The organism is Thermodesulfovibrionales bacterium (assembly GCA_035686305.1).
Taxonomy (GTDB): Bacteria; Nitrospirota; Thermodesulfovibrionia; order Thermodesulfovibrionales; family UBA9159; genus DASRZP01.
The window spans coordinates 33757-58054 of record DASRZP010000002.1; the positions used below are offsets into that span (position 1 = coordinate 33757).

Consider the following 24298-nt stretch of genomic DNA (forward strand, 5'->3'; position numbering starts at 1 on the left):
CACAATCTTAACAGAAGTGTAATAAAACGGTAATGACCTTTGGGTTAGCATGTTCAGTCAGCGAAACTAGTACGGCAAGAGACCCATCGTAAGAATACTGTGGCGCAAGCTGCGTTACGAGAACTGTCGTGGAACGAACGAGAATGCTTCGGATAGTACTGACTCTCATAATGGCCGGGACCCTCGTCGCCTCCTCTCCGGTCCTGTCGCGGGCTGGAGGCGAAGATATCTCCGCTCCCCCGGGGTCCGAGGCAGCGGCAACCCCCGAAACGTCTCCGACGGAAGGGGCGCCCGATGCGTCGAGTTATCTCATAGGGCCGGGAGATGTGCTTGATGTTGCCGTGTGGAAGGATGAGGCTTTAACGCGGTCGTGCATTGTGCGGCCCGATGGGGCCATCTCATTCCCTCTGATCGGAGAAGTGCGTGTTGAGGGGAGGACCGTAGCCGACGTCAAAGAAGAGATGGAAAAGAGGCTCGACCGTTATGTCCCGGGGACGACGCTGTCAGTTGAGGTCAAGCAGGTGAACAGCATGATCATTTACGTCATCGGCAAAGTCAACGCGCCCGGCCGGTACATCATGAATACCAATGTCAATGTCCTGCAGGCCCTCGCCACTGCCGGGGGTCTCAATATCTTCGCGAAGAGGAACAAGATTAAGATATTCCGGCAGGAAGACCACGAGACCGTCATCTTTCCCTTTGAATACGACGAGGTTGTCGAAGGTAAGCGGCTCGATCGGAACATCATGCTCAAACGGGGCGACATTGTCGTCATCCCCTGATGCTCTATGTGCCCGTACTCCTTTCTATCCTCTTGCTCCTGTCATGCGCGGCGCCCGGATGGGGAGACGACTTCAGCATTGTTCCGTCAATCACGGTCAAAGAGGAATATAATACGAACATCTTGCTGGCGGCAAGCGATATGAAGGATGATTTCATCACCACGATCTCTCCAGGTTTGGAAATCGTCGACCATACAGGGCGTTTCGATGGAGATCTGCTTGTTCGATTCGACAGGCTCGAATATGCCGAAAACCAGGGCCTCAGCGCGACAAATAAGACCTACAGCGGAAGACTGCGGTACCTCGTCACGCCCCTGCTCGGCATTTCAGCCGAAGCGTCCTATGTGAGGCTTCCCAATCCGGCCCTCGTTACGGGGAGTACCGGCATCGTGACGACAAAGTCTCCCTGGGACCGTATTACTTCTTCCCTGTCCGCTGACTATCGGCTTACCGAAAAGGCAGCAGCGCAACTCTCCTATAGCTACGCCAGGGACCATTTTGAAAATGCGACGAGCAGTAACGATACGTCCCACAATCTGAACGCAGGGCTCGAATACGATCTCAGCGAGTACTTCCCCTCGGTGAAGGGGAGACTGAATGCCGGGTACGGTCATTATTTCTCCAGCACTTCCCGGACCGATAATATCGCGGGTACAGTGGGTTTTTCACGGCAGATTGATGAACTCTGGAGTGTAAGCGCCGACATTGGACCCATTTACGTAAGGTCCACCGTGCTTGTAGGTCAGTTGGTACCTGATTTTTTGGACATCGACGGCCTGGAGATCCCCGTTGGCTACCACGTGGTCACGGAACAACGGACTAATTCAGGCTGGGGATGGTGGGGAAAGGCCTCGCTCAATTATGGCGGTGAATACGTCAATGGCGCTCTAGCTTACACGAGGAGTCTCAGCACCTCGACCGGTTACAACGGTGCAGCCGAGAGCAATGCCGTGACGCTCTCGGCCCAGTATCGGCTTGCTTCAGAGCTGTCGGCCCTCTTTTCTTCCTCCTACTACACGCTCAAATCCGACCCTTCACGATTCTCCTCGCAGGTTATCAACCAGAAGACTCTGGTGGTCAGCCCCTCGCTCCGCTACGAATTCTCGAAAGATATGGCCATGGAGCTGTCCTACGAATACACCAAGGTCGACTATCCTGCGTCAAACACCTCGGCGAACAGACAGGTGATCTCTCTTCGCCTGTTATTCCAGAGCCCCTTGTTCCATTAGGGTGATCAAGAGAAATGAGGGAAGTGTTGTGAAACAAAATGAGGCGATAAAGATCGGGGATGTCCTCGCGATAGCGAAGAGGCGACGGTTGGCGCTTCTTGTGCCGGCCCTTGCGGTCTTCCTCCTGTCGGCGGGGGTCGTGGTGCTTTTGGAGCCTGTGTACCGCTCCACATCGACGATCCTGGTCGAAGAGCAGGAAATCCCCAGGGAATATGTCATGGCAACGGTGACGAGCTTCGTGGAGCAGCGTCTCCAGAGCATCAACCAGAGGATCATGAGCTCGGCCCGTCTCCTCGAGATCATCAACCGCTTCAACCTCTACGCTGATAAACGGAGCAGGCTGACTACGGAAGAGATCATCGACGGCATGAGAAAGAAGGATATAAAGTTCGAGACTGTCATGGCAGACGTGATAGACCGCCGGACAGGCCAGAAGACCGCTGCGACCATCGCCTTTACCGTGTCCTACGAGGGAAAGAACCCCATGGTGGTCCAGCAGGTCGCCAATGTCCTTGCTTCTCTCTATCTCGAGGAGAACATGAAGGTGGTAGGTCAGCAGACAGCCGGAACCTCGAAATTCCTCGAGGACGAGATGAAGACCGTCCAGACGCACCTGCTGTCGTTAGAGAAGAAGATAGCCGAGTACAAGGAGAAGAACCCTCGTTCACTTCCCGAGCTCCTCAATTACAACCTCCAGACCCTGGACTGGGCCGACAGGAGTTTCGATCAGTTCCATGACCAGCTCCGTACCCTGAGAGAGAAGGAGAGCTATCTGCAGAGCCAGCTCACGAGCATGGAGCCTGATGCAAAGAATCAGGACAAGGAACTCCTGAAGGATCTGAGGGCGAAGCTGGTAATGCTCAGGTCGAAGTATTCCGACGAGTATCCCGACGTGAAGAAGACAAAGAAGGAAATCGCCGAGCTTGAAGAGAGACTCCGCGCCGAAAACGGTAAGGAGCCGAACCCGGAAAAACCGGACAACCCTGCCTATGTTGCCCTTGCCGCACAATTGGCCAGCACCCAGTCCGAGATCAAGTCAGTCACACGGCAGATAAGTGATCTGGAGAAGAAGAGAGACGATTACAGCCAAAGGTTGGAGATGTCACCCAGGGTGGAGGAGGGGTACAAGAACCTGATGGTGGAGAGAAACAATACCCAGGCCAAGTATGACGATCTCATGAAGAAGTTTATGGAGGCGAGGGTGGCTCAGGGCCTCGAAAAAGGCCAAATGGGAGAGCGCTTCACCGTGATTGATCCTGCGAGGCTCCCGGAAAAACCGGTAAGACCGAACCGCCCCGCGATCCTCCTGATCGGCCTCATTTTGGGGGTCGGATCTGGCGCGGGAACAGCGTGGCTGCGGGAGGCCGGTGACAGTTCTGCGCGCAGCCATGAAGATCTTGCTGCGCGGTTCCCTTTCCCCGTTCTTGCAGAGATACCGGAGATTGTCACCCTGGAGGATGAGCTTCGAAAGAGGAGACGGATAAGGGTGATTGTCGGTACAGCGTTGCTCCTGATGGTTGCCCTCGTCATGGCCCTCCATTTCTTTGTGATCGATCTGAACGTCCTTTGGGCTCGTGTCGCACGACGTTTGCCGGGCTGAATAGGAAAGAGTGTTTATTTTTAAGGAAGTGGAAGAAATGATACGGAAGATAAGGAAGGCGCTGACGTCGTTCAATAGAAAGAGTCCGGAGAAGAAGAGCGGGGAAAGATCCGGGCCCCCTGTGCAGATCAATCCCGAAGAAAAAGACAAGGAGATATCCGGATGGGTCTCTCCAAAGTACTCTCAATCCCGGACTGTCGACTTGGACCCCGGGGTCATCGCCAGGAACCGTTGTCTTGCCTATCTCGACAATATGCCGGAGGCTGAGTCTTACAGGGTCCTGCGGACACATCTCCTGCAGCGGACCAGGGGGTCAGGGAGCAACACCATCATGGTTACCAGCGCCCTGCCGGGAGAGGGGAAGACCCTTGCGGCCATTAATCTCGCCTTCACCTTCGCCCGTGAGTTTCAGCATACGGTCTTGCTTATTGATGGCGATCTGAGAAATCAGAGTATTCATAAGTATTTGGGATACGCCAGCGAAAAGGGGTTGATAGATCACCTCGTGGACGGCTCGCCCCTTTCCGAATTAATCACGTGGCCGGGAGTCGAAAAAATGACGCTTATCTCCGGCGGCCGTTCCTACAAGGAAAGCGCAGAAATCCTCGGATCGCCCCTCATGAAAAAACTGGTGTCGGAGATGAAGACGCGCTATCCCGAACGGTATCTTCTTTTTGATCTCCCTCCCATCCTGACCGGCGCAGATGTCCTGGCTTTTGCCCCGCTTGTAGATTATGTGGTTGTCGTTGTTCAGGCAGGCAAGACATCGATGGACGATGTTAAGAGGGCGCTCCAGTTCCTTCCGAAGGAGAAGATCCTGGGATTTATTCTGAACAGATGTTAGCCTTTGTCCTGGATCGTGGTTACTGGTAGCATCAATCGGAGGCAAGTAATGAAAGACGCGCTCCCGAGCATGAGGCAATGTACGAATTGGTCCTTTCGCGACTGAAAGTAAGATAAAAACAATTATCAAGGCTGCAGGCCGTTTATTTGCCTTCTTCCTGACGTTATCGGCATGTTTGTCCGTTGTATATAACTGAAGGGTATGGTAGCCTGTAGACGAGAGGACGAGAAGGCTAAACCATCTGGAGAAGGTCGCTTTTTTTACTTTGTAAGTGAAGATGGATAGCAGAAAGAGAGGTGCATTATGTACGCCGAAGGAGTCAGTGATATACCGTACCATGAAAGAATCGGAATTGCAGGCACGACGGTCAAGGAAGGTATCGTAGGCAGTCTGAAGGGGATTAATGAGATCGAGGCTGAGATCGTAAGTCTCGTGAGGAATACCGTGTCGAACACCCTCCGGGCCGGCGGAGCTGTGGCGGGCGAGAGCCTGTCAATCACAAAGGAGGTGCTCAAGGGCGCCATAACCGCAACAGAGGAGGTCGGCGCCGGTCTTGTTCTGAGCACAAAGAGCGTGGCAAAGGGCATTGTCATGGGAGTGAGCGATATTGGTGGAGACGTTGTTACGGTTGCGAGCCAGACGGCGAAGGGTGCGGTCAAGGGAGCTGCGGAAGTTGGAGCCGACATCGCTCTTGTGGCACGGAGGGCTGTTGACGGGGTGATCGAGGCTGCCAAGGAAATCGGAGGAAACGTGACTGACGTTGCCAAGGCTGCCGTAGGAGGAGCGATCGAAGGAGCGGGCAGTATCGGAAACACAGCCCTGAAGGCGGTAAAAGACATGCTCGTCGGAGTTGTGGAGGGCGTCAAGGAGATCGGAAATACCGCTTTTTCGAGACCACGGATGGAAAGGGAAGCGCGTGAGCAGCATGCCCCGCGTACCGAGGGGGAGCTCGCCGATGCGTATATGAGGAAAGGGAGGCAGAAAAAGTCGTAATAAACAATATAGTTGATGCAGCGCTATGATCAGAAAAGGGGAGCATTACCGCTCCCCTTCGTCACATTAAGCTATGTCTTATTTCTTCATCTTCTTGCGCATGCCCGCCAGTCACAACAGGCCAGAGCCACACATTTTCAGCTCAGCTTTTTCCTGAGCCCGACAAGACCAACCAGACCGGGGCCGAAAAGCCACAGCGCGGCAGGAATTGGTGTAGGCGTTACTGTCATACCCACGTCGCCACCGGAATGCAGGCTTTGCCCATTCGAGGTAAAAGTACCCAGTACGGAGAGTGAATATAAGCCGCCGGCAATTGAGCCGTTGCTGTTGGTACCGTTAAAGGAACTGCTGGTATAGGGACCTAAGGCACTGATTGCTGAACCTGTGATTCCACCATAAAGTTGATTGGTCGGATCATAGTAAGCCTGGAACACGTCGTTACCGCCACCCAGTGTTCCACCTGCTGTGAGCGTCACCCCGGCAGGTCCCGTTGTAAAACCTGTTTCGCTCAGTGCAATCTTTAGCCACTTACCACTGGTGGTGGGACCTGATGATATGCCAAAGTTAAGGTCCATCTCAGGGGCGGATAGAGAGCCTACCAGGGGAGAGCCCAATCCCACATTCTGCGAAAATGTCCAGCTGCCGAGAGTCCCATCAATCTTAATTATCTGCCCTGACCCAGGGACGGTCTCCGGAACGGTCACCGAATTGCCGTCGCTGTCCCACAACTTCATCTCGAAGGTGGCATAGGCTGTCGAGTTGATCGCAGTCAGAGCGACCATTGCCAAAAGCATAACAACGGCCATTTTCTTAGCTGTTTGCATGATATCACCTCCTTTCTATCGTAAATTCCTTTACTTCAGACCGCCATCTCAAGATGGCTTTGGCTTCAGATCAGAATATGTTGCTTATTAAACCAAAAAGCCCACCTCGCGAGCATATCGCTCAAGAAGGTGGGCTTTTTGGTTCCTCATATATACTTATAAGGTCAGCAGAGTACCCGCACAGCTTACTCATAGTAAACCACAAAACGCATTACAACATTATGACAACAGGGTTAAATTTATGTGAATTCTAACACCTCGGTGAAAACAAGCTCCCCCTCACAGGAGTAAGTTTTTTGGCAGTGATATGGCGGTTATTGTCAAGAATCATCCCGGCTATGGAGGGGATAGGCATACAAGAAACTTGCATGGATAAGGGGTTAGTATGGTATCATGATATTACTTGCTTAGGCATAACTATTGCTAGCTTCGGGCATAGCCGACCTCTTCGGTGGTTTTCGATGGGGCCGGGGATTTTGCTGACCTCTTACCAGGGACCAGAAAACCCGGACCAAAAACCCGGAGCGATCCGATGATCTGTCCGGGTTTTTCTTTCTGCGGAAAGCACAACGAGCAGGAAGAGTGCGTCCAGGTGTCGTGGAAGCCCAAGACCTAAAACGTCCCATTGCTCAAGCTGCTGCTCCTGTCGAACAGGTATCAACCTGCAACTTCAGAACGAAATGAAGGTTGCTCGAAGCTCGGTGGAATTCACTCCCGAGGATCGGCTATAATGCCTCTAACATTCTAATCGGTCAGAGATGAGGCCCCATCGCATCAGTGCAGCATACCGGCACGATGAGTCTGGCGGTCGACAATGTCTGTCAGGGAGGCCGTGTGCAACAGGTTATCGCGATCGTCAATCATAAGGGCGGGGTCGGGAAGACCACCTCGGCAATAAATATTGCTGCTTGTTGGGGCGAAATGGGAAAGAGAGTCCTTGTGATTGATCTCGACCCTCAGGGGAGCGCGAGTCTGTCCTTCGGCATCGATGACGATGGAAGCGCCCTCCTTCGTGCTCTTCAGCAGACATCCTCCCTACCTGTTCTCTCAACAAGGGCGGGAGGAGTAGACCTCGTGCCGGCAGGACGGGGGCTTGCGGAAGCGAGGCAGAGATTTGCTGGATATGCCGGAAGGGAACTCTTGATGCGATGCCTCAGGCATACGGAAGGATCATGGGACTTTGTCATCGCTGACTGTCCACCCAGTTTAGGAATTCTTACGATGAACGCCTTGAAGGCGAGCCCCCATGTCGTCATCCCTGTGGAAGCCAATTATCTCTCCTATGTGGGATTGATGCAGATGATGGAGGCAGTAAATTTGTTCCGATCGGAAAATCCAGCCCTCTCCGTCAGCGCCATACTCCCCTGCAGGGCTCAGATGCGGCGGCGCATACACAGTGAGTTTCTTGCGAAGATGGAGGAGCTTCTGCCAGGAGGGATTGGACCGACGGTCCGCGAGAACGTGTCCCTCGCCGAGGCGCCGAGGAGCGGGCTGCCGGCTGTGCTCTACTCGCCGCACTCACATGGGGCGCACGATTATCGGCAAGTCGCTCAATGGCTCCTGTACCGGATCGGATCGTAAGTGCCGTAAACACTTGAGCGCCGATCCTCGCTATTCCTCGTTTCCGCCGCCATATAACCCGCGCAAAAAGGCTAGAGGATTGTCCCTCCGGTCCTGCCCTTTGTTCTCATAACCATTCCTGAGACGGTCTTCTAACGTCCGGACAGTCTCGTGATCGTCAAAGGTCTTCGCAACGCACATGTGAGTGAGATCGACGAGGAGGGAGCAACAACGCAATGATACTACCAGAGACTCCGGCAAAGGAGTCTCGCAGCCTAGGAAGTGTTGAGCGACATCACAAGAGAAGAGAGACAATTGCTGACCTTCCCCGGCTTCACTATACCTCTTGTAATACAGGATACAGTCGTGTAACTCTTCTCCCAGGATCTGTTCGCACAACAGAGGAACAAACTCTTCTGCCACTGACGGAGCCAGGTAAGCATGCTCTCGGAGCAGGCGGGAAAGGAGGGTCGCCTGATAAGCCTTTACGGTGCAGGCAGTCTTTCTCGCAAGATCATCACTCAAGGGTTGAGCCGCACGATATCCGGCCGTTTCTTTCAAGGATTCGAGGCATGAATGAAACCACAGGCGCCTGACATCTTCCAGGTCATCGCAGAGGTTTGCAGTCAGGGCAGGCAACTCTCTGCGACGCCGCCGCGAATGAAACAGTCTTGAATAAAGTCTCATCTCAGTTTCCTCTTAAGCCCCATGGCTTCTTACCCCAAATAAACAAGGACTCAGGGAACTCCATAGAGTGATACACCGCCACGGGATTGACGGGGTCTTCCGCCCCGCTTGACGCGGCAAAGTGCCCGCGAACTGACTGAACTATACCAGATTATTGTTGCAGAATGATGAATCTCGCGTTAAATTTTCACTCCCTGCTGAAGGAGTCAGCTTTCATTGTTCACGGATCTTTAACAGTACCGTCATACTCCTGCAATGGTGCCCCGAATAGAATTATGAGGAGAACCCTTGCGTTGGTGGGATGAAGTCATGTGTCCTTTGAGCGTCAATAAGCCGAAACTCTGCAAAGCCGCCTTGTCATCGCTGATGATAGATCTCACATACTGCTCTACCCCTGCATGGCATGACAGATGTGTAATCTATGCGATCGAGTCGCGGCGGCACAGCAAGAGGAAGAGGCGGACCTCAGTGAAGGAGGCCCAAAAAGGATCGGAGCGGGTCGACGCGGGCATATGTTTCCTTTGCCGCAGGAGTACGGGCTGCAGATGCGATACCGGCGCGCCCGCGCCTCCATAAAAACCCTTTTCTCCCGTATGATATAATGGTGTGCTTTACGCCGTGTCTGCCTTTTGCAGATGACGGCAGTCGACGGCCTTTTTGACGGGGGTTGCGTGATATGAGCATATTCAAGATCATGGTGCTCGCGATCGTGCAGGGCGCTGCTGAACTGCTGCCGGTATCGAGTTCCGCACATGTCATTGTGGCAGAGAAACTCATGGGGCTTGATCCCACGCGCCCTGAAATGACCCTGCTGCTCGTGATGCTCCACACGGGCACCATGTTCGCCGTCATAGGGTTTTTCTGGAGAGCATGGAAGCGACATTTTTTTGCTTCCCGCAAAGTGTTTCTAACTTCAGCGAAATTCGTTGCCCTCGCCACAGTCTTCACGGCGGTGGCGGGCCTCTCTCTGAAACTCCTCATCGAGAAACTCTTTATGAAGGATCTCCCTCATGCCGAAATAGAGTTGCTCTTCGGAAATTTGGTTCTGATCTCGATCTCCCTTGCCACAGTCGGCATTTTGATCATCATCGCGGGATGGAAAGCCCATGAGCGCCGGGAAGCACCGTCGGCATTGGACACGAGGAGGTCGATCTGGATAGGGATTATGCAGGGTGTCTGCCTGCCATTCCGCGGCTTTTCCCGTTCAGGGGCGACGATCTCGACGGGGCTCCTCTTGGGGATCGAAAGAGCAAGGATAGAGGAATTCAGTTTTGCCCTCGCCGTTGTCCTTACTCCGCCCGTTATCGTCCGGGAAGTCCTGAGGCTCTTGAAGGCGCACCACATGAGCCCGTCAATGTCAGCAAGTATGATGAGTCTCTTCTACCCGAGTCTCCTTGGGATGGTATTGAGTTTTGGCACCGGTATCCTGGCCCTTCGCTGGTTGTCCGACTGGCTGGAGCGCGGGCGCTGGCATTTTTTTGGAATATACTGTCTTTGCGCCTCCCTTGCCGTTTTCCTCCTTCACGTCACACTCTTCTCGTAAGGCAGACCCTTCCCTGTTTTCGAACGAACCCCTCCGTCGGTCTGAGGTTGGCCCAGAGGTCTTTCAGCGGTTCCGCAAAATTTCACACAATTGTAATATTCTGTTAATTATCTGTTAACAATTGCGTTGTATGCTCTAAATCGTGAAGAGAGAAAAGAGAAAGATACTTTTCATCTGCGGCTCCCTCAACCAGACCACCATCATGCATAAGATAGCAAACCATCTCGTCGAACATGAATGCTTCTTCACCCCCTATTACGGAGACGGCATCGTGAAGGCTCTTACCGAAAGGGGACTGCTTGATTTCACGGTGCTCGGCGGACGGTTCAGGGAACATACCGAAGGGCATTTCCAGAAGCATGGCCTCAAGATCGATTACCGGGGTGAACGGAACTCCTACGACCTCGTGGTAACCTGTCAGGACCTCATTATCCAGAAGAACATTAGGGACAAGAAGATCGTGCTCGTGCAGGAAGGGATGACGGATCCCGAGAACGCTGTCTATCATCTCGTGCGCACACTGAGGCTGCCCCGGTATCTTGCGAGTACCGCGATGACAGGGCTTTCCCATTCCTACGAGAAATTCTGCGTTGCCTCCGAAGGATACCGGGAGCTCTTCGTGCGAAAGGGAGTTGATCCGAAGAAGATCGCCGTTACCGGCCTGCCCAACTTCGACAATATCGAAAGGCATCGTTTCAGTGATTTCCCGCACAAGAATTTCACGCTCGTCGCCACATCCGATGCGAGAGAGACATTCAAGCCCGACAACAGGAAGCGATTTATCAGAGAGGCGCAAGAGATCTCCAACGGCAGACCCATGATATTCAAGCTCCACCCCAATGAGAAGACCGAGCGCGCGAATGAGATCAAGAGGATTGTCCCCGAGGCCCTCGTCTTCCAGGACTGCGATATCAATCCGATGATCGCGAATTGCGATGTGCTGATCACCCAGTATTCTTCCGTCTCTTTTGTCGGCCTTGCCCTCGGCAAGGAGGTCCACTCCTATTTTGACAGGGAAGAGCTGAAACGGCTGCTGCCCATTCAGAACGGTGGCAGATCAGCCGAAAATATTGCGCAGGTATGCCGGGAGCATCTCGCATGAGGATACTTGGGGTTATCCAGGCCCGCTGCGGGTCCACCAGGCTCCCGGGAAAGGTCATGCTGCCCCTCGCCGGCAAGGCAGCGCTGGTCCGGCTCGTCGAACGGGTCCTGAGATCGGCTCTGCTGACGCATACCGTCGTCGCGACGACAACGGCATCCGAAGACGATGCAATCCTGAATCTCTGTGAACGCGAAGGCTTTTCCTGCTTCAGGGGCCATCCTTCCGACCTCCTCGACAGACACTACAGGACAGGCCTTGCCTTCGGAGCTGACACGGTCGTGAAAATACCCTCCGATTGTCCCCTCATCGATCCGAAGATCATCGACCGTGTTGTCGCCTTTTACGAAGGGAATCGCGGTTCCCTCGATTTTGTGAGCAATCTCCATCCTGCCTCCTATCCTGATGGAAATGACGTCGAGGTCATTCCCATGGAAGTCCTTGAGGCGGCATGGAAGGAGGCTGACAAGACCTTCGAGAGGGAGCATACCACACCGTTCATTTGGGACAACCCGGAGAGATTTCGTATCGGAAATGTCACGTGGGAAACGGGCTTCGACTACTCGATGAGCCATCGGTGGGTGCTCGATTACCGCGAGGATTATCAATTCATAGAGAGGGTATACGACGAACTTTACCCCCGTAACCCTTCGTTCGACATGAAAGAGATTCTTCAACTCCTCGATGAAAAGCCGCATATCCAGGAGATCAACAGGAGACATGCAGGAGTGATCTGGTACCGGCATCATGCCAATGAACTGAAGACAATAGGGCCTGCGCAGGCCGCATGGAAGGCTGGAGCGTGACGCAGCGCATGAGTAATATGAGCACGAGAAATGCGGAAGAGCTCCGGCTCAGAAAGGCATCGAGAAAGGTCCGGGAGCACATCTTACGGATGTCGGCCAGGGGGGGATGCTTTGTCGGCTCGGCCCTCTCATGTGCCGATGTCCTGCTCTTTCTTTACACAAATTTCTTGAATATCTCGAGAGAAACGCTCTGCGACGACAACCGGGACTACCTTTTTCTCTCCAAGGGACACGCCGTGCCTGCTCTCTATGCTGTTCTGGCAGAAACGGGCGTCCTCGATCCGGCCCGGTTGCATGATCATCTCAGCATCGCGGACTCAATCTACTGGCATCCGAACGCCGCTATCCCCGGCGTCGAATTTCACTCAGGCTCACTCGGACATATCCTTCCGGTGGCTGCGGGAGTTGCTATCGACTGCGCGATGAGAAGGCTTTCAAACAGGGTCGTCGTTATTCTCGGTGACGGGGAACTGAACGAAGGGTCCATATGGGAAGCGCTTCTCGTTGCCGCCAGCCAGGGGCTGGAGAATCTTGTCATCGTTGTAGACAGGAACAGGTTTCAGGCCAACTGCATGACCGAAGATCTTGTCCGTCTGGAGCCCCTTGCGGCAAAATTCGCGGCCTTCCGAACATCGGTGCGAACGGTTGACGGCCATGATTTCGCCGACCTTGCAAGGGTCTTCAGGGGCCTTCCCTTCGAAAAAGGTATGCCTTCCGTAGTCATAGCAGCTACGGTGAGAGGCAAGGGGCTCCCTGAGTTGGAGGGGCGCGTAGACAAATGGTTCTGCAATTTCTCTTCTGAGGAGGCAGAGATGCTGGCGGCGAAGCTCGTATGAAAAGCGGCGTGAAGGCGGAGAGCTATGCCGGATGTCTCAAGGATATCACCCTTGAAGACAGTCGCCTTGTGGTGCTGACCGCCGAAAACAGGGCCGCAATCCGTGAAATAACGGACAGCCTGGAAGGCCGGTTCATAGATGTCGGCATCGCAGAGCAGGCGATGATCGGCATTGCTGCCGGACTCGCCCTGCGGGGGAGAATCCCGGTCGTCCATGCCCTCGCCGCCTTTCTCACCATGCGCGGCTTCGAGTTCATCAGGACCGATATCGGAATTCCGGGACTTCCGGTGAAGCTCGTTGGGGGAGTTCCTGGATTCCTCTCTACCGCAAACGGTCCGACCCATCAGGCGATCGAGGATATCGCCCTCATGCGGTTAGTGCCGGCCATGCAGATATTCTGCCCTTCCGATGAGGCGGACATGCTCATAGGACTGAAGACAATGATCGACAGTCCCGCTCCATGCTATATGCGCTACAACGACCTCCATCCGGTGACCGATCATTCCCCGGCTTTCGAGATCGGAAAGGCCGAGGTAATCTCTCCCGGTGAGGACGTGATGATTCTCACTTACGGGATCCTCCTCAAAGAGGCGATCACCGCAAGGGAGATTCTTAAAACGAAGGGCATATCGGCGGGGGTCGTGAACATGCGGACCCTGAAGCCCGTCGATGAGGAGCTCATCGTGGAGGCAGCGTCGCGCCGTTCTCTCATCGTTGCCCTTGAAGACCATTTCCATTCAGGCGGACTTTATTCGATCATATGCGAAATTCTTACAGCGCGCAGGGTGCCTGGAAACGTTATGCCGATAAACCTGAAGGACCGGTGGTTCCGTCCGGCCCCGCTTCAGGACGTACTCTTCTCCGAGAGGTTCAGAGGCGAGGACATCGCCGAATCAATTGCCAAGGAGCTTGAAAAGCATGCCGAATACGCTCGATCTTAACCAATCCTTTCCTGAGATCACGAAATCTGATGAACTCTATCGCAGGGCCGTCGGCCTGATACCGGCCGCCACACAGACCCTTGCCAAGGGGCCGGGGCAATATGTTCGGGGGATAGCACCCAAGTACCTCGTAAGGGGAAAGGGAAGCCACGTGTGGGATGCGGACGGCAATGAATACCTTGACTTCACCATGGCCGTAGGCCCTCTCTCACTGGGGTACTGTTACGAAAAAGTGGACAACGCAATCAGGGCTCAGCTGGAGGAAGGGATTACCTTCTCGATGATGCACCCCCTCGAGGTCGAGGTTGCAGAGCTCATCAGGGAGATGGTCCCCAATGCAGCATGCGTGCGCTTCAGCAAGACCGGCGCCGACGTGACGTCGGCTGCGGTGCGGTTGGCCAGGGCTTATACGGGAAAGAACAAGATCCTCTGCTGCGGTTACCATGGCTGGCATGACTGGTATATCGGGGTAACGGACAGAAACAGCGGTGTCCCCCGATGCATTCAGGATATGACCCACACCTTTGCCTATAACGATATCACCTCAGTATTGGATTCGATCGATGACGACACGGCTTGCGTGATCCTTGAGCCTGTGGTCTTCGACGAGCCCCGCAGTAGCTTTCTTCATCATCTCAGAGATGCATGCAGCGCCACCGATACGGTCCTGATATTCGACGAGATGTGGACAGGCTTCAGGCTGGCAAAGGGCGGTGCACAGGAGTATTTTTCGGTCCGCGCCGATCTGTCCTGTTATTCAAAGGCCTTGGCAAATGGAATGCCGCTCTCGGTACTTGCAGGGAAGGGTGAGATCATGGAGCTCCTCGAAAGAGACGTCTTCTTTTTCACAACCTTTGGAGGCGAGGCCCTTTCCCTCGCAGCTGCCCGCGCAACGCTGACAGAGATACGAGACAGGGATGTTCCGACCTACCTTGCCCGTCAGGGCGAAAGGCTTAAGGCAGGCTACAACGAGCGAGCCGAAGCCCTGGGAATGGACTACACGAGATGCAAGGGATATCCCTCAAGGACGATCATTACCTTTGATGCTTCCGCAGGCGACCCCCTTGCCATGAAGTCCCTCATGCAGCAGGAATTGATCAAGCGCGGAGTGCTCTGGTCGGGGTTCCATAATCTCTGTTTCAGCCATTCTGATCGGGATGTGGACTATATGCTCGCCGTGTATGAAGCCGTCCTTCCCATTCTGCGGCAGGCGGTAGAGGAGCAGCGCGTGGCAGAGTATCTTCGGGGAGCAGCGGTGGAACCCGTCTTCCGGAAGACGGGGAATTTCGATATGAAACCGGTGGGGAGACGGCTATGAATAATGAAATAAGGGAGCTCTTTAGCCTGGAGGGGAGCGTCACGATTGTGACCGGTGCCCTCGGCCTCCTCGGCCGGGAGCATTGCCGCTGTCTTGCACAGGCAGGCGCCCATGTGATCGCAGCCGATCTTGCAGAAGAGCGCTGCAGGGAATTCGCCTCGAGTCTTCCGACGCCCTCGCGGGGATACTTTCTCGATGTGACTGATGCCGATTCTGTGCGATGGCTTCTTGACGCGGTCATGAATGAATTCAGCCGCATCGATGTGCTCGTGAACAATGCGGGGGTGAACGATATGTTCGAAGACCCTCTCCTCGCCCTTCAGGAATCCATGTTTGAATACTATCCTCTCCAGATGTGGAAACGGTTCATGGATGTGAACGTGTCGGGTGTCTTCCTCTGCTCACAGGTCTTTGGAAGCCAGATGAAGAAGCAGGGAAAGGGAAGCATCATCAACATTGCATCCACTTACGGTATTGTGGCTCCGGACCAGTCGCTCTACCGTACACCTGCGGGGGAGCAGGCGTTCTTCAAGTCCCCTGCCTATCCGACGAGCAAAGGAGCCGTCATCGCCTTTACCCGCTATCTTGCCGCCTACTGGGGACCTGCCGGTGTTCGGGTGAACGCCCTCTCGCCGGGAGGGGTCAGAAACGGACAGGATAGTTTCTTTGTTGAGAAGTACTCCAGTAAGACACCCCTCGGCAGGATGGCCAATCCCCATGACTACCGGGGTGCCCTCATCTTCCTCGCAAGCGACGCCTCGAGCTACATCACCGGTGAGAACCTCGTTGCTGACGGCGGGTGGACCATTATATGAGCGATGGAATGAAGGAAAGAGCGGGGAGAATAAGGCTCCTCCTTACTGACATCGACGGAGTCTGGACCGACACGGGAGTCTATTATTCGGAGCGGGGCGAGGAGATGAAACGATTTTCACTGAGGGACGGGATGGGTGTGGAACGGCTCCGCAAACTGGCGGGGATCGAGACCGGCATTGTCACCGGCGAAAACTCCGGCGCCGTCATGAGGAGGGCCGAGAAACTCGGGATCAGGGAGGTTCACCTTCAGGTCCAGGACAAGGAAGCGACGGTGAGTGAAATCATGAAGAGACGGGCGCTGATGCCAGAAGAAGTCGCATTCATCGGTGATGACACGAACGACATCGGTGCGATGAATGCGGTCGGCCTCTGCGCGTGCCCTGCCGACGCCGTGCCGGAGGTGCTTCAGATCGCCCATTTCGTTTCGACGAATAGAGGAGGCTTTGGGGCATTCCGCGAGTTCGCGGAAATGATTATTTCCCACATAACCAGGCCGGCATAATTAGGGAGGTACAATGAATCACGCAAGAAGAGTAAGGGTGAAGGACCGATTCATCGGTGAAAATGAACCGGTGTATATCATCGCTGAGATCGGCATAAACCACAACGGCTCCTTGGACCTTGCACTCCAGTTGATCGACGGCGCCCTCTTCGCGGGCTGTAATGCAGTCAAATTTCAGAAACGCACACCTGAGCTTTGCGTGCCCAAGTCCCAGTGGCACCAGGAACGGAACACCCCTTGGGGGAGGATGACCTATATCGAATACCGTCACAAGGTTGAGTTTTCCGTTGAGCAGTATGCGCGGATCGATGCCTATTGCAAGGCAAAAGGGATAGACTGGTTTGCCTCGTGCTGGGACGAGGAGTCCGTTGACGTTATCGAGCAGTTCAACCCTTCGATCTACAAGGCTCCGTCAGCCTCTTTGACCGACATCCCCCTCCTCAAGAAGATGAAGGCGACGGGAAAGCCCCTCATCATCTCCACCGGGATGTCAACAGCTGAGGAGATCGGTGAGGCTGTGCGTCAGCTCGGTACGGACAACCTCCTTATCGCACATTCCACCTCGGCTTATCCATGCAATGTCACCGAGCTGAACCTTCGGATGATCAGGTCTCTCCGGGAACAGTATCCTGAGACGCCTATAGGATACTCAGGGCATGAGGTCGGTCTCGCCCCGAGCTGGGCAGCGATCAGCCTGGGCGCAACCTTTATCGAACGGCATGTCACCCTCGACAGGTCAATGTGGGGGACCGACCAGGCGGCATCTGTCGAGATCATCGGAATGTATCGGCTCGTCAAGGACATCAGGGACATCGAGAAGGCGATGGGCGATGGAGTAAAAAGGGTCTATGAAAGCGAGATGAGTGCGCGGGGAAAGCTCCGCAGACAATTCGCGGAAAAGGAGCGCTGTCTGGCATGAGAATGCACTGGATCTATCTTGCTGCGGCAGGGCTTTTTGAGATAGGCTGGATATTCAGTCTGAAATTCTCTGAAGGCTTTACCAGAGTGGCGCCGCTTATTTCTTATGCCCTCTGCGGACTGGGAGCGGCCTTTTTCCTTTCTCAGTCTCTGAAAGAACTTCCCGTTGGATTGGCCTATGCAGTCTGGACCGGAACCGCTATTGTTGGCAGCAACGTGATTGCGGTCCTCTTCCTTGGCGAGCCCGCGAGTGTGGCGCGCATACTTTATGTCCTCATGATCGTGGGAGGTGTCGCAGGCCTAAGGCTTTCGACGTAGCATGGGAAGTCCTGTCGGGTGATGGCATCGGCGGTCTTTCACGAGAGGGCTTGCTCCATGGTGTGCATTCGGCCTCTCGCCGGTGATCGAGGCTGCCAAGGTGCTGCGGGAGGAGCGATCGAAGCAGCAGACAGCAGCGCTATGAACCCTCCCCTTGCACGCATAAGCCAATCCGGCCTATGATCATACTGTGTGATCATTTTTTTTGTATATAATAGATGTATGCAAGGAAGAGGAATGATCCCTTTACTCATAATTCTTCTCCTGGCTTCTCAATCCTTTGCCGAACCTGCCGAGCCACGCGTTAATACAAAAGAGCTGGAGACCAGGATCCATGAGCTGATCAATATCGAAAGGCACCATGCGGGACTGAGGCCCCTCGCACTGGATGCAATGCTCACCGCCATTGCAAGGGGACATAGCCGGGACATGGCTGAAAGGGATTACTTCTCCCATAGAAGCCCCGAGGGAGAGGACTTCCTCTCGAGATATAAGAAAAAGGGTTTTGTCTGTTCAGTGCGTGTTGGCCAGCACATTTATGGGGGCGCCGAGAACATATCTCAGAACAATCTCTTCTCTTCAGTCACATACATGGACACGGGGGCCCATTACTCCTGGAACAGCCTTGAAGAGATCGCCCGTTCAACGGTCAGGGGCTGGTTGAAAAGCCCCGGGCACAGGGAAAATATCCTTCAGCCCGTCTTCAGGTCCCATGGCATAGGCGCCTCCATAAAAGACGGGAAGGTATATATCACAGAGAACTTCTGCTGAAGCCGCGTTTGGCCCCCGGAGAAAAGACGGGTGAATAATCAGGGTTAAACCCATTTCACCGCGGGCTCCTCCTTTTGAGGCCTCTCAGGATGGGCCGTGGGATACCCAAGAAGGATGGGACCGAATATTGTCTCGTCATCCTTGAGATCGAGGATCCCTTTTACCTCCTCGTCATCAGTCACCATGGAGCCGAAGCCGACCCAGCAGCTTCCCAGCCCCAGGGAATGAGCGGCGAGCATCATGTTCTCGCAGGCAAGCGGACAGGAATGGTCGGCGTAACGCCCCGATCCGATAACGAAGATGATCACCGGAGCGGAGTAGTAAACAGGATCGGGCAATTCATTGAGCCGCCGGGTGATCGTCTCATACCTCACAGGATCGGACTCCCTCACCAGATCGAGAATCCTCTTTGCGTTCGGAAGGGCAGCCTTGAGCAGCTTCTTCTTCACCTCAGGGTCTTCAATGACCACGAACCTCCATGGCTGGCTGTTCATTGCCGACGGGGCTTCGTTGCCTGCGTCGATGATCAGATCGACGATATCGCGGGATACCGGTTTTGACTGATAGGACCTGATTGACCTTCTCGTCCTTATCGCTTCGATGATAGCGTTCATACGTTCCTCCTTCTGTTTTCTCACATTATATCAGACTGCGTGGAGCCGGTCAGACAATCAAGGAGCGACACTCCCATCGGGCTTCTTGTCATAAACCTTAACACCTGGCGAGTACCCCGCCGTGACAAATATAAGACGGGTCCCTTCGGCAAGAACATTTCGGACTTGCTTAAGATCATAATTTATGCTATAAAGAATTCATAACTCATTCCTTTCAAGGAGGCGATATGGCAAAGGCTATGACGAAGTCTCAGATTGCTGACCACCTGGCAAAGAAGGCGGACATCAAGAAGGTGCAGGCCGCAATGGTTCTTGATGAAATTGCGAAGCTCGCTTACAAGGAGGCGAAGAACTCTTTCACGCTTCCCGGCATTGGAAAGATTGTGCTCATGCAGCGGAAAGCGCGTGTGGGGAGGAATCCTCAGACGGGCGAGGCTATCAAGATACCGGCCAAGAAGGTCGTGAAGTTCAGGGTTGCAAAGGCAGCGAAAGACGCCATCCTCGGCAAGAAATAAGTCTTTCAGCTACCGTGGTTGGATAGATCACCCTCGGCCTCTCTTATCTTACGAGGGGGCTGGGAGGCGTTCCCTGAATCAATGCAATCATACTGATGGTCTCCTGAGGAACTTCGCAAGGGCTCCGGGGAGGACAGGTGTACACCGGGAAGAACGGGCGTGAGCGGAGAAAGAGGTTATGGTGAAGAGTGAAAAGACCATTGAACGAGTGGATGAACTCCAGACATGGGAAGAAGAGAGCGGTCTCCTCGATTTCCTTTCGAAGGTCAGTGAAGGGGTAAAAGAGTTCGACAGAACCTTCGCCTTTGGACTCACCTATCTGATTACCCCTCCCGGAGAAATAGACGGGAGCACGGCGCCCACAGGTAATATCGGTTTTGTCGTTGTCCGTGACAACACCATGCTCACGGGAAGGGCATACTGTCTTTACACAATGCTCAGCGGGAAGATCCTTTCAGGATATATCGGGCTCTATTCAGACGGTAAGATAGAAACGCACAGAGAGCTGAAACCCCTGAAAGATTTTACGCAAGGAAAAGCGACTCTCTATGATTGGTTAAGGGAGCTTATCAAGGCGTCCTGCGACAAGAGTTTTTGAGGCCCGGCTTGCAGCGGCGGACATTCCATGGCGATGAGAAGCGGGTCCTCTCCGGACCTCTGCTGAGTTTCCGGATAGCATGCGCTTGTGACACAGAGTTCTTTCAATAGGAACTGCTTCGGTTCTTCGATGCCTTTCGATAATGTGCGAAGACCGACTCGAAACACTCAGGCTTCCCTCCTCATCGTGTAACCCCCTCTCTCAGGCTGGACACCATCGTTACGCCCTGTTCTGGTGCTTAGGGATCAGCAGGCTCCGAAAGGGATGGCAACGCTCGACGTCATAAAGAAGTTTATCGAGTCCAGCTGGATCATCGAGAAGGCCGCGAGGGGAATCCTTGAAAGACTCCCCCTGAGGTTCCGCTACGGGATATCCTACGGTCCGACCTTCAGATACTGGCTCGGCTTCCTGAAGGAATGCGAAACGTGGGATAGGGCAAGGCTTGAGGCCTATCAGGTTGAAGAATTGAGGCACTTCCTGATCCATACCGGAAAGAACGTGCCCTATTACCGGAAGATCTTTGCCGAGTATGGGTTCAGGCCTGAGAAACTGCACTCTCCGACAGACCTTCAGAGTTTGCCCTATACAGACAAGGAGATTGTCAGGGATAATATCGGGGCTTTTGTTGCCGAAGATGTCCCGGTCAGATCACTCTTTAAGAAGACCACAAGCGGCTCCACTGGCATACCATTAACAATCTATTCGGACAAGGAAGCAGAGGAAAAGCACTGGGCAACCGTTGCCTATTCCTGGAGCAAGACTGGCTACTCGCCGAAATCAAGGATCGTCATGTTCTGGAACAGCCGTCAGAGGATGAAACGCTACGGCAACACTTTGCTCCTTTCCCGTTACTTTTTTGATGACGAGCCTCTCCAGCAAGAATTTGCCTCCCTCATGAGAGCCTTTGGGCCTGAAGTCGTTTATGGCATCCCCTCAGCCTTATATGCCTTTTCAACCTTCATGAAGGAAAGAAACATAGCACCCTTTGAGAATATAAAGGCCTGTATCGTTGAGAGTGACACCCTCTACCCGTGGCAAAGAGAAGTGATCGAGGAAATGTTCCATACCAGGACATTCACCACCTACGGTCTTGTTGAGAAGGTACTCCATGGCTTCCAGTGCATGGAGACACAGACGTATCACATCTATCCGCAATACGGCGTTCTCGAGGGCCTGTCCATGGGAGACAACCTGTTCGAGATTGTGGGAACGGGCCTCATCAATTACGCACTTCCCTTGATCAGGTATAAGACCGCGGATTTGGGAACGCTGCGCACCGCGGGAAAATGTCAGGGATGCAAGAGTGATTACCCGTGCCTCGATTTAGCCATGGGAAGGGTACGGTATCTCCTCGTCGGCAAGAGCGGGGCCCTCTATTCTCCCTTGACGGTGGGGGTTGATTCGGATGTCTTCGACCATGTAAGAATATTTCAGTTCTACCAGGATACCCCGGGAAAGGTTCTCCTCCGTCTTGTGAGAAAGGACTCCTTCTCCGATTCAGATCTCCGGAAGATCAGAAAGGTGGTTGTTACGGACATTGGTCTCGAGGGGAGGGAGAGTGACCTTGAGGTTGAAATGGTCTTTGTTGACCATATCGAGAAGATGCCGTCGGGGAAGTTCGCCATGGTTCACCAGATGCTCGATGTCCGTGCCTTTGCCGGACACCCTTAGCTTCCGATGCGGCCCGAAGAGTGCTTCAGGTCCGGTGATGAGGCTTCGTGCAAGAAAGGAATCTTTTCAGAAAGGGAGAGAGCAGCGGCAGGAGTCTGATCTGTTCTTTTACATTGAGAAACCGAAATCCCCGAATATATGCCAGGCAGCTGTCTGAGCCGCAAAGACACCTGAAGGGAGCGGACAATGCAAACTCTGTCGTACAATAGTGAAACGTCAATTCTTCACCTTCCTCTATCTCTCTGAGGGCCCGAAAGGTAAAATCGTCAAAACAGATATACCCTGACGGATTACAGCTGTGATTGAGATAGTAGACACCGCTGAGAGGCTCATAGTAAATGTCCTGATCATATCGAATGGTATAGGCTGTGGAACGGTCTGTTTTTCTCGAAATGTTCTTCAAGGACAGGATGATCTGATCCTTTCGAATATTGCGGGTCGCATACCGGGCATATTGTCCCTTGCCCCGCTTCCATTCTCTTATCTCATCGAGGACCTTCTTCAGGGGTGTCCTATATATGTCGTCAAGCTCTCTCATGATAAAAAATTATAGCACAGGGATTGCTTCGGGAAGGACGGCCGCAAAGGTTTTACCGGGCGCAATAACGGATGCCGGTTCCCGAAAAGGCTACGGACGAATACTGCTCGCAAAGGCTGAGACATTTCATGAAGCCACAATCTCCCCTGGAAAGGTATAATACAGTATCATGTGAGACGATGAGTCCTTTCGAGGTTCTCAAAAAATTCATAAGGTCGTCAACCATAGCGGAGAATTGGGCCCTCAATATCTATGAGGGGTTGCCGCTCGCTCTCCGTTACAGGATATGTTGCGGACCCGGGTTCTTTCGGTGGCTCTCCTTTCTAAAGGAATCGGAGGAGTGGGACAGGGAGAGGTTCGACGCATACCAGTTCGAACAGACAAAGAATCTCCTTGATCACGCAATGAAGAACGTCCCTTTCTACAGAAGACTCTTCCCCGATGTTTCTTTCTCTCCCCTGAAAATGCAGAGTCTCGATGACTTACGAACCCTTCCCTGCCTCACCAAAGAGACGGTAAGGGACAATCCCGCTCAGTTTGTTGATGAGCATCTGGCCCCAGACTCTCTCAGAGAAAGACAGACGAGCGGTTCTTCCGGTATACCCCTGACTATGTATGAGAACAGAGAAGCCGTGGCCGCCTTCCATGCTTTCAGGGCTAACCTGTTAGCGAGGATAGGCCACAGCACCAGGTCAAAAGAGGTGATGCTCTGGTCTTCCATAGAGGTTGGAAGGACCAAGAACCTCCCTTTTCTCAGATACGGCAATAAACTGATTCTTTCCATACGGTATCTCTCAGGGGCCTGGCTTTATCAATTCTCCGATATGATAAGAGAGTTCGATCCTGCGTTTATAGCCGGGTTTCCCTCTGCCCTATCAGTCCTTTCATCCTTTATAAAGAACACGAATCTCAGTTCGGGCAAAAAACCCCGGGCCGTTATATCCTATGCGGAAACCCTCTATGACTGGCAACGGACGCTTATTGAGGAGGCCTTTGGCGCAAGGGTATTTTCGATGTATGCCATGACAGAGCTTTCGACGATTGGGGCAGAATGCGAGTGCTCCACTCGCCTTCACCTCCATCCTGCATATGGTATGACAGAACTTACGGATGCCCTTCCAGGTTATAGAGAGATAGTCGCTACGGGATTCACGAATTATGCCATGCCTCTCATACGGTACAAGACAGGCGATCTGGTGAAGGGTCATGAAGAATTCTGCTCGCAATGCAACCGCCCCCATAAGAATTTCCCGTCACTTGAGGGCAGGACGGACGACTTTCTCATCGGGAGTGGTGGCGAGGTCATTCCGCGTCTCATGCCATGGATAAAGACATTTCCGAATACGAAGCAGTTTCAGTTCGTTCAAGAAGAACCCGGGAGGGCCTATCTCAGGATCGTAAGAGGGAAAGCCTTCTCCAAATCTGATACTCTCACCATCAGGTCTAAACTTGACGAGATGCTTGGGCCCATGAAGGACGCTATCGAGATAGAACTCGATTTTGTCGATGAGATCCCGAAAAGACCCTCAGGGAAAATGAAGCTCGTCGTGCAGAGACTGAAGATAAGAGATTTTCTGGAGGTGTGAGCCCTGCTAACCCGCAATCCCCGGTGAAATCAGGAACGCGGGGATTGCGGGTTCTCCACTTCTTAATGAGGCCTCCGGCCTACTTCTCCTCCTTCTTTTCATGCTCTTTGTTCTCTTCCTTCCTCTTCTTCCTGCCGGTCAGATAGGCTTCAACGGGTCTCCAGCCAAAGGACGCCTCCTTCCCTGCCAGACTCAGAAGTCCGTTCACTGCCGCAACACCAAGGGCGAACAGAAAGGCCACGGGAAGAGCTGCGATATAGGCCAATCCTACAAAGGGTGCCGTCGCTATCTTCCGGATCGTCTTCATCGTGCTGCCCTGTCCCAGTTCCCTCCGGTACTCCCTATCCTCCTTTGCCGTGGTCACCATGGACTTGAAGGGCTTCGGCTTC

26 protein-coding genes are annotated in these 24298 nt (G+C 53.6%); 21 read left to right on the plus strand and 5 right to left on the minus strand.

The window, feature by feature from the left end:
* Positions 1-128: 128 nt before the first annotated feature.
* The 5 genes from VFG09_00170 to VFG09_00190 all read left to right on the plus strand — a co-directional run bounded on the left by VFG09_00170 (position 129) and on the right by VFG09_00190 (position 5448).
* Positions 129-782 (plus strand): polysaccharide biosynthesis/export family protein, encoded by a 654-nt coding sequence (locus VFG09_00170; protein HET6513554.1) that lies wholly within the window; start codon positions 129-131, stop codon positions 780-782.
* A gap of 8 nt (positions 783-790) precedes the next feature.
* Positions 791-2011 (plus strand): hypothetical protein, encoded by a 1221-nt coding sequence (locus VFG09_00175; protein ID HET6513555.1) that lies wholly within the window; start codon positions 791-793, stop codon positions 2009-2011.
* Between the two features lie 28 nt (positions 2012-2039).
* On the plus strand, positions 2040-3611 hold the full coding sequence (locus tag VFG09_00180; GenBank protein ID HET6513556.1) for a GNVR domain-containing protein: 1572 nt from the start codon (positions 2040-2042) through the stop codon (positions 3609-3611).
* Positions 3612-3648: 37 nt separating this feature from the next.
* Positions 3649-4455 carry a P-loop NTPase gene (locus VFG09_00185; GenBank protein ID HET6513557.1) on the plus strand — a complete coding sequence of 269 codons (807 nt, stop codon included), beginning with the start codon at positions 3649-3651 and terminating at the stop codon, positions 4453-4455.
* 303 nt (positions 4456-4758) lie between these two features.
* On the plus strand, positions 4759-5448 hold the full coding sequence (locus VFG09_00190; GenBank protein HET6513558.1) for a hypothetical protein: 690 nt from the start codon (positions 4759-4761) through the stop codon (positions 5446-5448).
* A gap of 137 nt (positions 5449-5585) precedes the next feature.
* Here the strand turns inward: VFG09_00190 and VFG09_00195 are convergent, their stop codons facing one another.
* The gene (locus tag VFG09_00195) at positions 5586-6272 is read right to left on the minus strand and encodes a hypothetical protein (GenBank protein HET6513559.1); all 687 of its coding nucleotides are present in this window, start codon (positions 6270-6272) and stop codon (positions 5586-5588) included.
* Between the two features lie 834 nt (positions 6273-7106).
* On the opposite strand from VFG09_00195, the gene VFG09_00200 reads away from it, so the two are divergent.
* On the plus strand, positions 7107-7853 hold the full coding sequence (locus tag VFG09_00200) for a ParA family protein (GenBank protein HET6513560.1): 747 nt from the start codon (positions 7107-7109) through the stop codon (positions 7851-7853).
* A 30-nt stretch (positions 7854-7883) separates the two neighbouring features.
* Here VFG09_00200 and VFG09_00205 read toward each other — a convergent pair whose 3' ends face one another.
* Complete coding sequence (locus tag VFG09_00205; GenBank protein ID HET6513561.1) at positions 7884-8519, minus strand: hypothetical protein; 636 nt, start codon at positions 8517-8519, stop codon at positions 7884-7886.
* Between the two features lie 676 nt (positions 8520-9195).
* On the opposite strand from VFG09_00205, the gene VFG09_00210 reads away from it, so the two are divergent.
* The 11 genes from VFG09_00210 to VFG09_00260 all read left to right on the plus strand — a co-directional run bounded on the left by VFG09_00210 (position 9196) and on the right by VFG09_00260 (position 18387).
* Positions 9196-10062, plus strand: coding sequence for an undecaprenyl-diphosphate phosphatase (locus tag VFG09_00210; GenBank protein HET6513562.1), 867 nt, complete (start codon positions 9196-9198; stop codon positions 10060-10062).
* 142 nt (positions 10063-10204) lie between these two features.
* The gene (locus VFG09_00215; GenBank protein ID HET6513563.1) at positions 10205-11164 is read left to right on the plus strand and encodes a hypothetical protein; all 960 of its coding nucleotides are present in this window, start codon (positions 10205-10207) and stop codon (positions 11162-11164) included.
* On the plus strand, positions 11161-11967 hold the full coding sequence (locus VFG09_00220) for a glycosyltransferase family protein (protein HET6513564.1): 807 nt from the start codon (positions 11161-11163) through the stop codon (positions 11965-11967). Before VFG09_00215 ends, VFG09_00220 begins: the two co-directional genes overlap by 4 nt.
* The gene (locus tag VFG09_00225; protein ID HET6513565.1) at positions 11949-12803 is read left to right on the plus strand and encodes a 1-deoxy-D-xylulose-5-phosphate synthase N-terminal domain-containing protein; all 855 of its coding nucleotides are present in this window, start codon (positions 11949-11951) and stop codon (positions 12801-12803) included. Before VFG09_00220 ends, VFG09_00225 begins: the two co-directional genes overlap by 19 nt.
* Positions 12800-13744, plus strand: a complete 945-nt coding sequence (locus VFG09_00230) for a transketolase C-terminal domain-containing protein (protein HET6513566.1) — start codon at positions 12800-12802, stop codon at positions 13742-13744. Before VFG09_00225 ends, VFG09_00230 begins: the two co-directional genes overlap by 4 nt.
* On the plus strand, positions 13722-15062 hold the full coding sequence (locus VFG09_00235; GenBank protein HET6513567.1) for an aminotransferase class III-fold pyridoxal phosphate-dependent enzyme: 1341 nt from the start codon (positions 13722-13724) through the stop codon (positions 15060-15062). The genes VFG09_00230 and VFG09_00235 overlap by 23 nt, the downstream gene beginning before the upstream one ends.
* Positions 15059-15877, plus strand: coding sequence for an SDR family oxidoreductase (locus tag VFG09_00240; GenBank protein HET6513568.1), 819 nt, complete (start codon positions 15059-15061; stop codon positions 15875-15877). The genes VFG09_00235 and VFG09_00240 overlap by 4 nt, the downstream gene beginning before the upstream one ends.
* An 8-nt stretch (positions 15878-15885) precedes the next feature.
* A complete protein-coding gene (locus tag VFG09_00245; GenBank protein ID HET6513569.1) occupies positions 15886-16380 on the plus strand; it encodes an HAD-IA family hydrolase in 495 nt (164 codons plus the stop codon).
* A gap of 13 nt (positions 16381-16393) precedes the next feature.
* Positions 16394-17299, plus strand: a complete 906-nt coding sequence (locus VFG09_00250; protein HET6513570.1) for an N-acetylneuraminate synthase family protein — start codon at positions 16394-16396, stop codon at positions 17297-17299.
* Positions 17296-17616: a multidrug efflux SMR transporter gene (locus tag VFG09_00255; protein ID HET6513571.1), complete on the plus strand. Its 321-nt coding sequence runs from the start codon at positions 17296-17298 to the stop codon at positions 17614-17616. Before VFG09_00250 ends, VFG09_00255 begins: the two co-directional genes overlap by 4 nt.
* A gap of 237 nt (positions 17617-17853) precedes the next feature.
* Complete coding sequence (locus tag VFG09_00260; GenBank protein HET6513572.1) at positions 17854-18387, plus strand: CAP domain-containing protein; 534 nt, start codon at positions 17854-17856, stop codon at positions 18385-18387.
* Between the two features lie 44 nt (positions 18388-18431).
* On the opposite strand, the gene VFG09_00265 is transcribed toward VFG09_00260, so the two are convergent.
* Positions 18432-19001: a nitroreductase family protein gene (locus tag VFG09_00265; GenBank protein HET6513573.1), complete on the minus strand. Its 570-nt coding sequence runs from the start codon at positions 18999-19001 to the stop codon at positions 18432-18434.
* A gap of 227 nt (positions 19002-19228) precedes the next feature.
* Between VFG09_00265 and VFG09_00270 the strand changes: the two genes are divergently transcribed.
* From VFG09_00270 to VFG09_00280, 3 genes are all read left to right on the plus strand, one after another.
* Complete coding sequence (locus VFG09_00270) at positions 19229-19516, plus strand: HU family DNA-binding protein (GenBank protein HET6513574.1); 288 nt, start codon at positions 19229-19231, stop codon at positions 19514-19516.
* A gap of 178 nt (positions 19517-19694) precedes the next feature.
* Positions 19695-20114, plus strand: a complete 420-nt coding sequence (locus tag VFG09_00275; protein HET6513575.1) for a hypothetical protein — start codon at positions 19695-19697, stop codon at positions 20112-20114.
* Between the two features lie 264 nt (positions 20115-20378).
* A complete protein-coding gene (locus VFG09_00280) occupies positions 20379-21785 on the plus strand; it encodes a hypothetical protein (protein HET6513576.1) in 1407 nt (468 codons plus the stop codon).
* Positions 21786-21810: 25 nt separating this feature from the next.
* Here the strand turns inward: VFG09_00280 and VFG09_00285 are convergent, their stop codons facing one another.
* Entirely contained in the window at positions 21811-22323 is a 513-nt protein-coding gene (locus tag VFG09_00285; protein HET6513577.1) for an SET domain-containing protein, read from the minus strand.
* A 179-nt stretch (positions 22324-22502) separates the two neighbouring features.
* Between VFG09_00285 and VFG09_00290 the strand changes: the two genes are divergently transcribed.
* On the plus strand, positions 22503-23909 hold the full coding sequence (locus VFG09_00290; GenBank protein HET6513578.1) for a hypothetical protein: 1407 nt from the start codon (positions 22503-22505) through the stop codon (positions 23907-23909).
* A 79-nt stretch (positions 23910-23988) separates the two neighbouring features.
* Here VFG09_00290 and VFG09_00295 read toward each other — a convergent pair.
* A partial coding sequence (locus tag VFG09_00295) for a hypothetical protein (GenBank protein HET6513579.1) occupies positions 23989-24298 on the minus strand: 310 nt, incomplete at its 5' end.

Excerpts from the sequence above, each read along its gene's own strand:
- VFG09_00205 (HET6513561.1), bottom strand. The coding sequence starts at position 8,519 with ATGAGACTTTATTCAAGACTGTTTCATTCGCGGCGGCGTCGCAGAGAG.
- VFG09_00235 (HET6513567.1), top strand. The coding sequence starts at position 13,722 with ATGCCGAATACGCTCGATCTTAACCAATCCTTTCCTGAGATCACGAAA.
- VFG09_00260 (HET6513572.1), top strand. The coding sequence starts at position 17,854 with ATGATCCCTTTACTCATAATTCTTCTCCTGGCTTCTCAATCCTTTGCC.
- VFG09_00210 (HET6513562.1), top strand. The coding sequence starts at position 9,196 with ATGAGCATATTCAAGATCATGGTGCTCGCGATCGTGCAGGGCGCTGCT.
- VFG09_00275 (HET6513575.1), top strand. The coding sequence starts at position 19,695 with ATGGTGAAGAGTGAAAAGACCATTGAACGAGTGGATGAACTCCAGACA.
- VFG09_00225 (HET6513565.1), top strand. The coding sequence starts at position 11,949 with ATGGAAGGCTGGAGCGTGACGCAGCGCATGAGTAATATGAGCACGAGA.
- VFG09_00220 (HET6513564.1), top strand. The coding sequence starts at position 11,161 with ATGAGGATACTTGGGGTTATCCAGGCCCGCTGCGGGTCCACCAGGCTC.
- VFG09_00285 (HET6513577.1), bottom strand. The coding sequence starts at position 22,323 with ATGAGAGAGCTTGACGACATATATAGGACACCCCTGAAGAAGGTCCTC.
- VFG09_00250 (HET6513570.1), top strand. The coding sequence starts at position 16,394 with ATGAATCACGCAAGAAGAGTAAGGGTGAAGGACCGATTCATCGGTGAA.
- VFG09_00190 (HET6513558.1), top strand. The coding sequence starts at position 4,759 with ATGTACGCCGAAGGAGTCAGTGATATACCGTACCATGAAAGAATCGGA.
- VFG09_00195 (HET6513559.1), bottom strand. The coding sequence starts at position 6,272 with ATGCAAACAGCTAAGAAAATGGCCGTTGTTATGCTTTTGGCAATGGTC.
- VFG09_00270 (HET6513574.1), top strand. The coding sequence starts at position 19,229 with ATGGCAAAGGCTATGACGAAGTCTCAGATTGCTGACCACCTGGCAAAG.
- VFG09_00280 (HET6513576.1), top strand. The coding sequence starts at position 20,379 with ATGGCAACGCTCGACGTCATAAAGAAGTTTATCGAGTCCAGCTGGATC.
- VFG09_00185 (HET6513557.1), top strand. The coding sequence starts at position 3,649 with ATGATACGGAAGATAAGGAAGGCGCTGACGTCGTTCAATAGAAAGAGT.
- VFG09_00290 (HET6513578.1), top strand. The coding sequence starts at position 22,503 with ATGAGTCCTTTCGAGGTTCTCAAAAAATTCATAAGGTCGTCAACCATA.
- VFG09_00255 (HET6513571.1), top strand. The coding sequence starts at position 17,296 with ATGAGAATGCACTGGATCTATCTTGCTGCGGCAGGGCTTTTTGAGATA.
- VFG09_00265 (HET6513573.1), bottom strand. The coding sequence starts at position 19,001 with ATGAACGCTATCATCGAAGCGATAAGGACGAGAAGGTCAATCAGGTCC.
- VFG09_00240 (HET6513568.1), top strand. The coding sequence starts at position 15,059 with ATGAATAATGAAATAAGGGAGCTCTTTAGCCTGGAGGGGAGCGTCACG.
- VFG09_00245 (HET6513569.1), top strand. The coding sequence starts at position 15,886 with ATGAAGGAAAGAGCGGGGAGAATAAGGCTCCTCCTTACTGACATCGAC.
- VFG09_00230 (HET6513566.1), top strand. The coding sequence starts at position 12,800 with ATGAAAAGCGGCGTGAAGGCGGAGAGCTATGCCGGATGTCTCAAGGAT.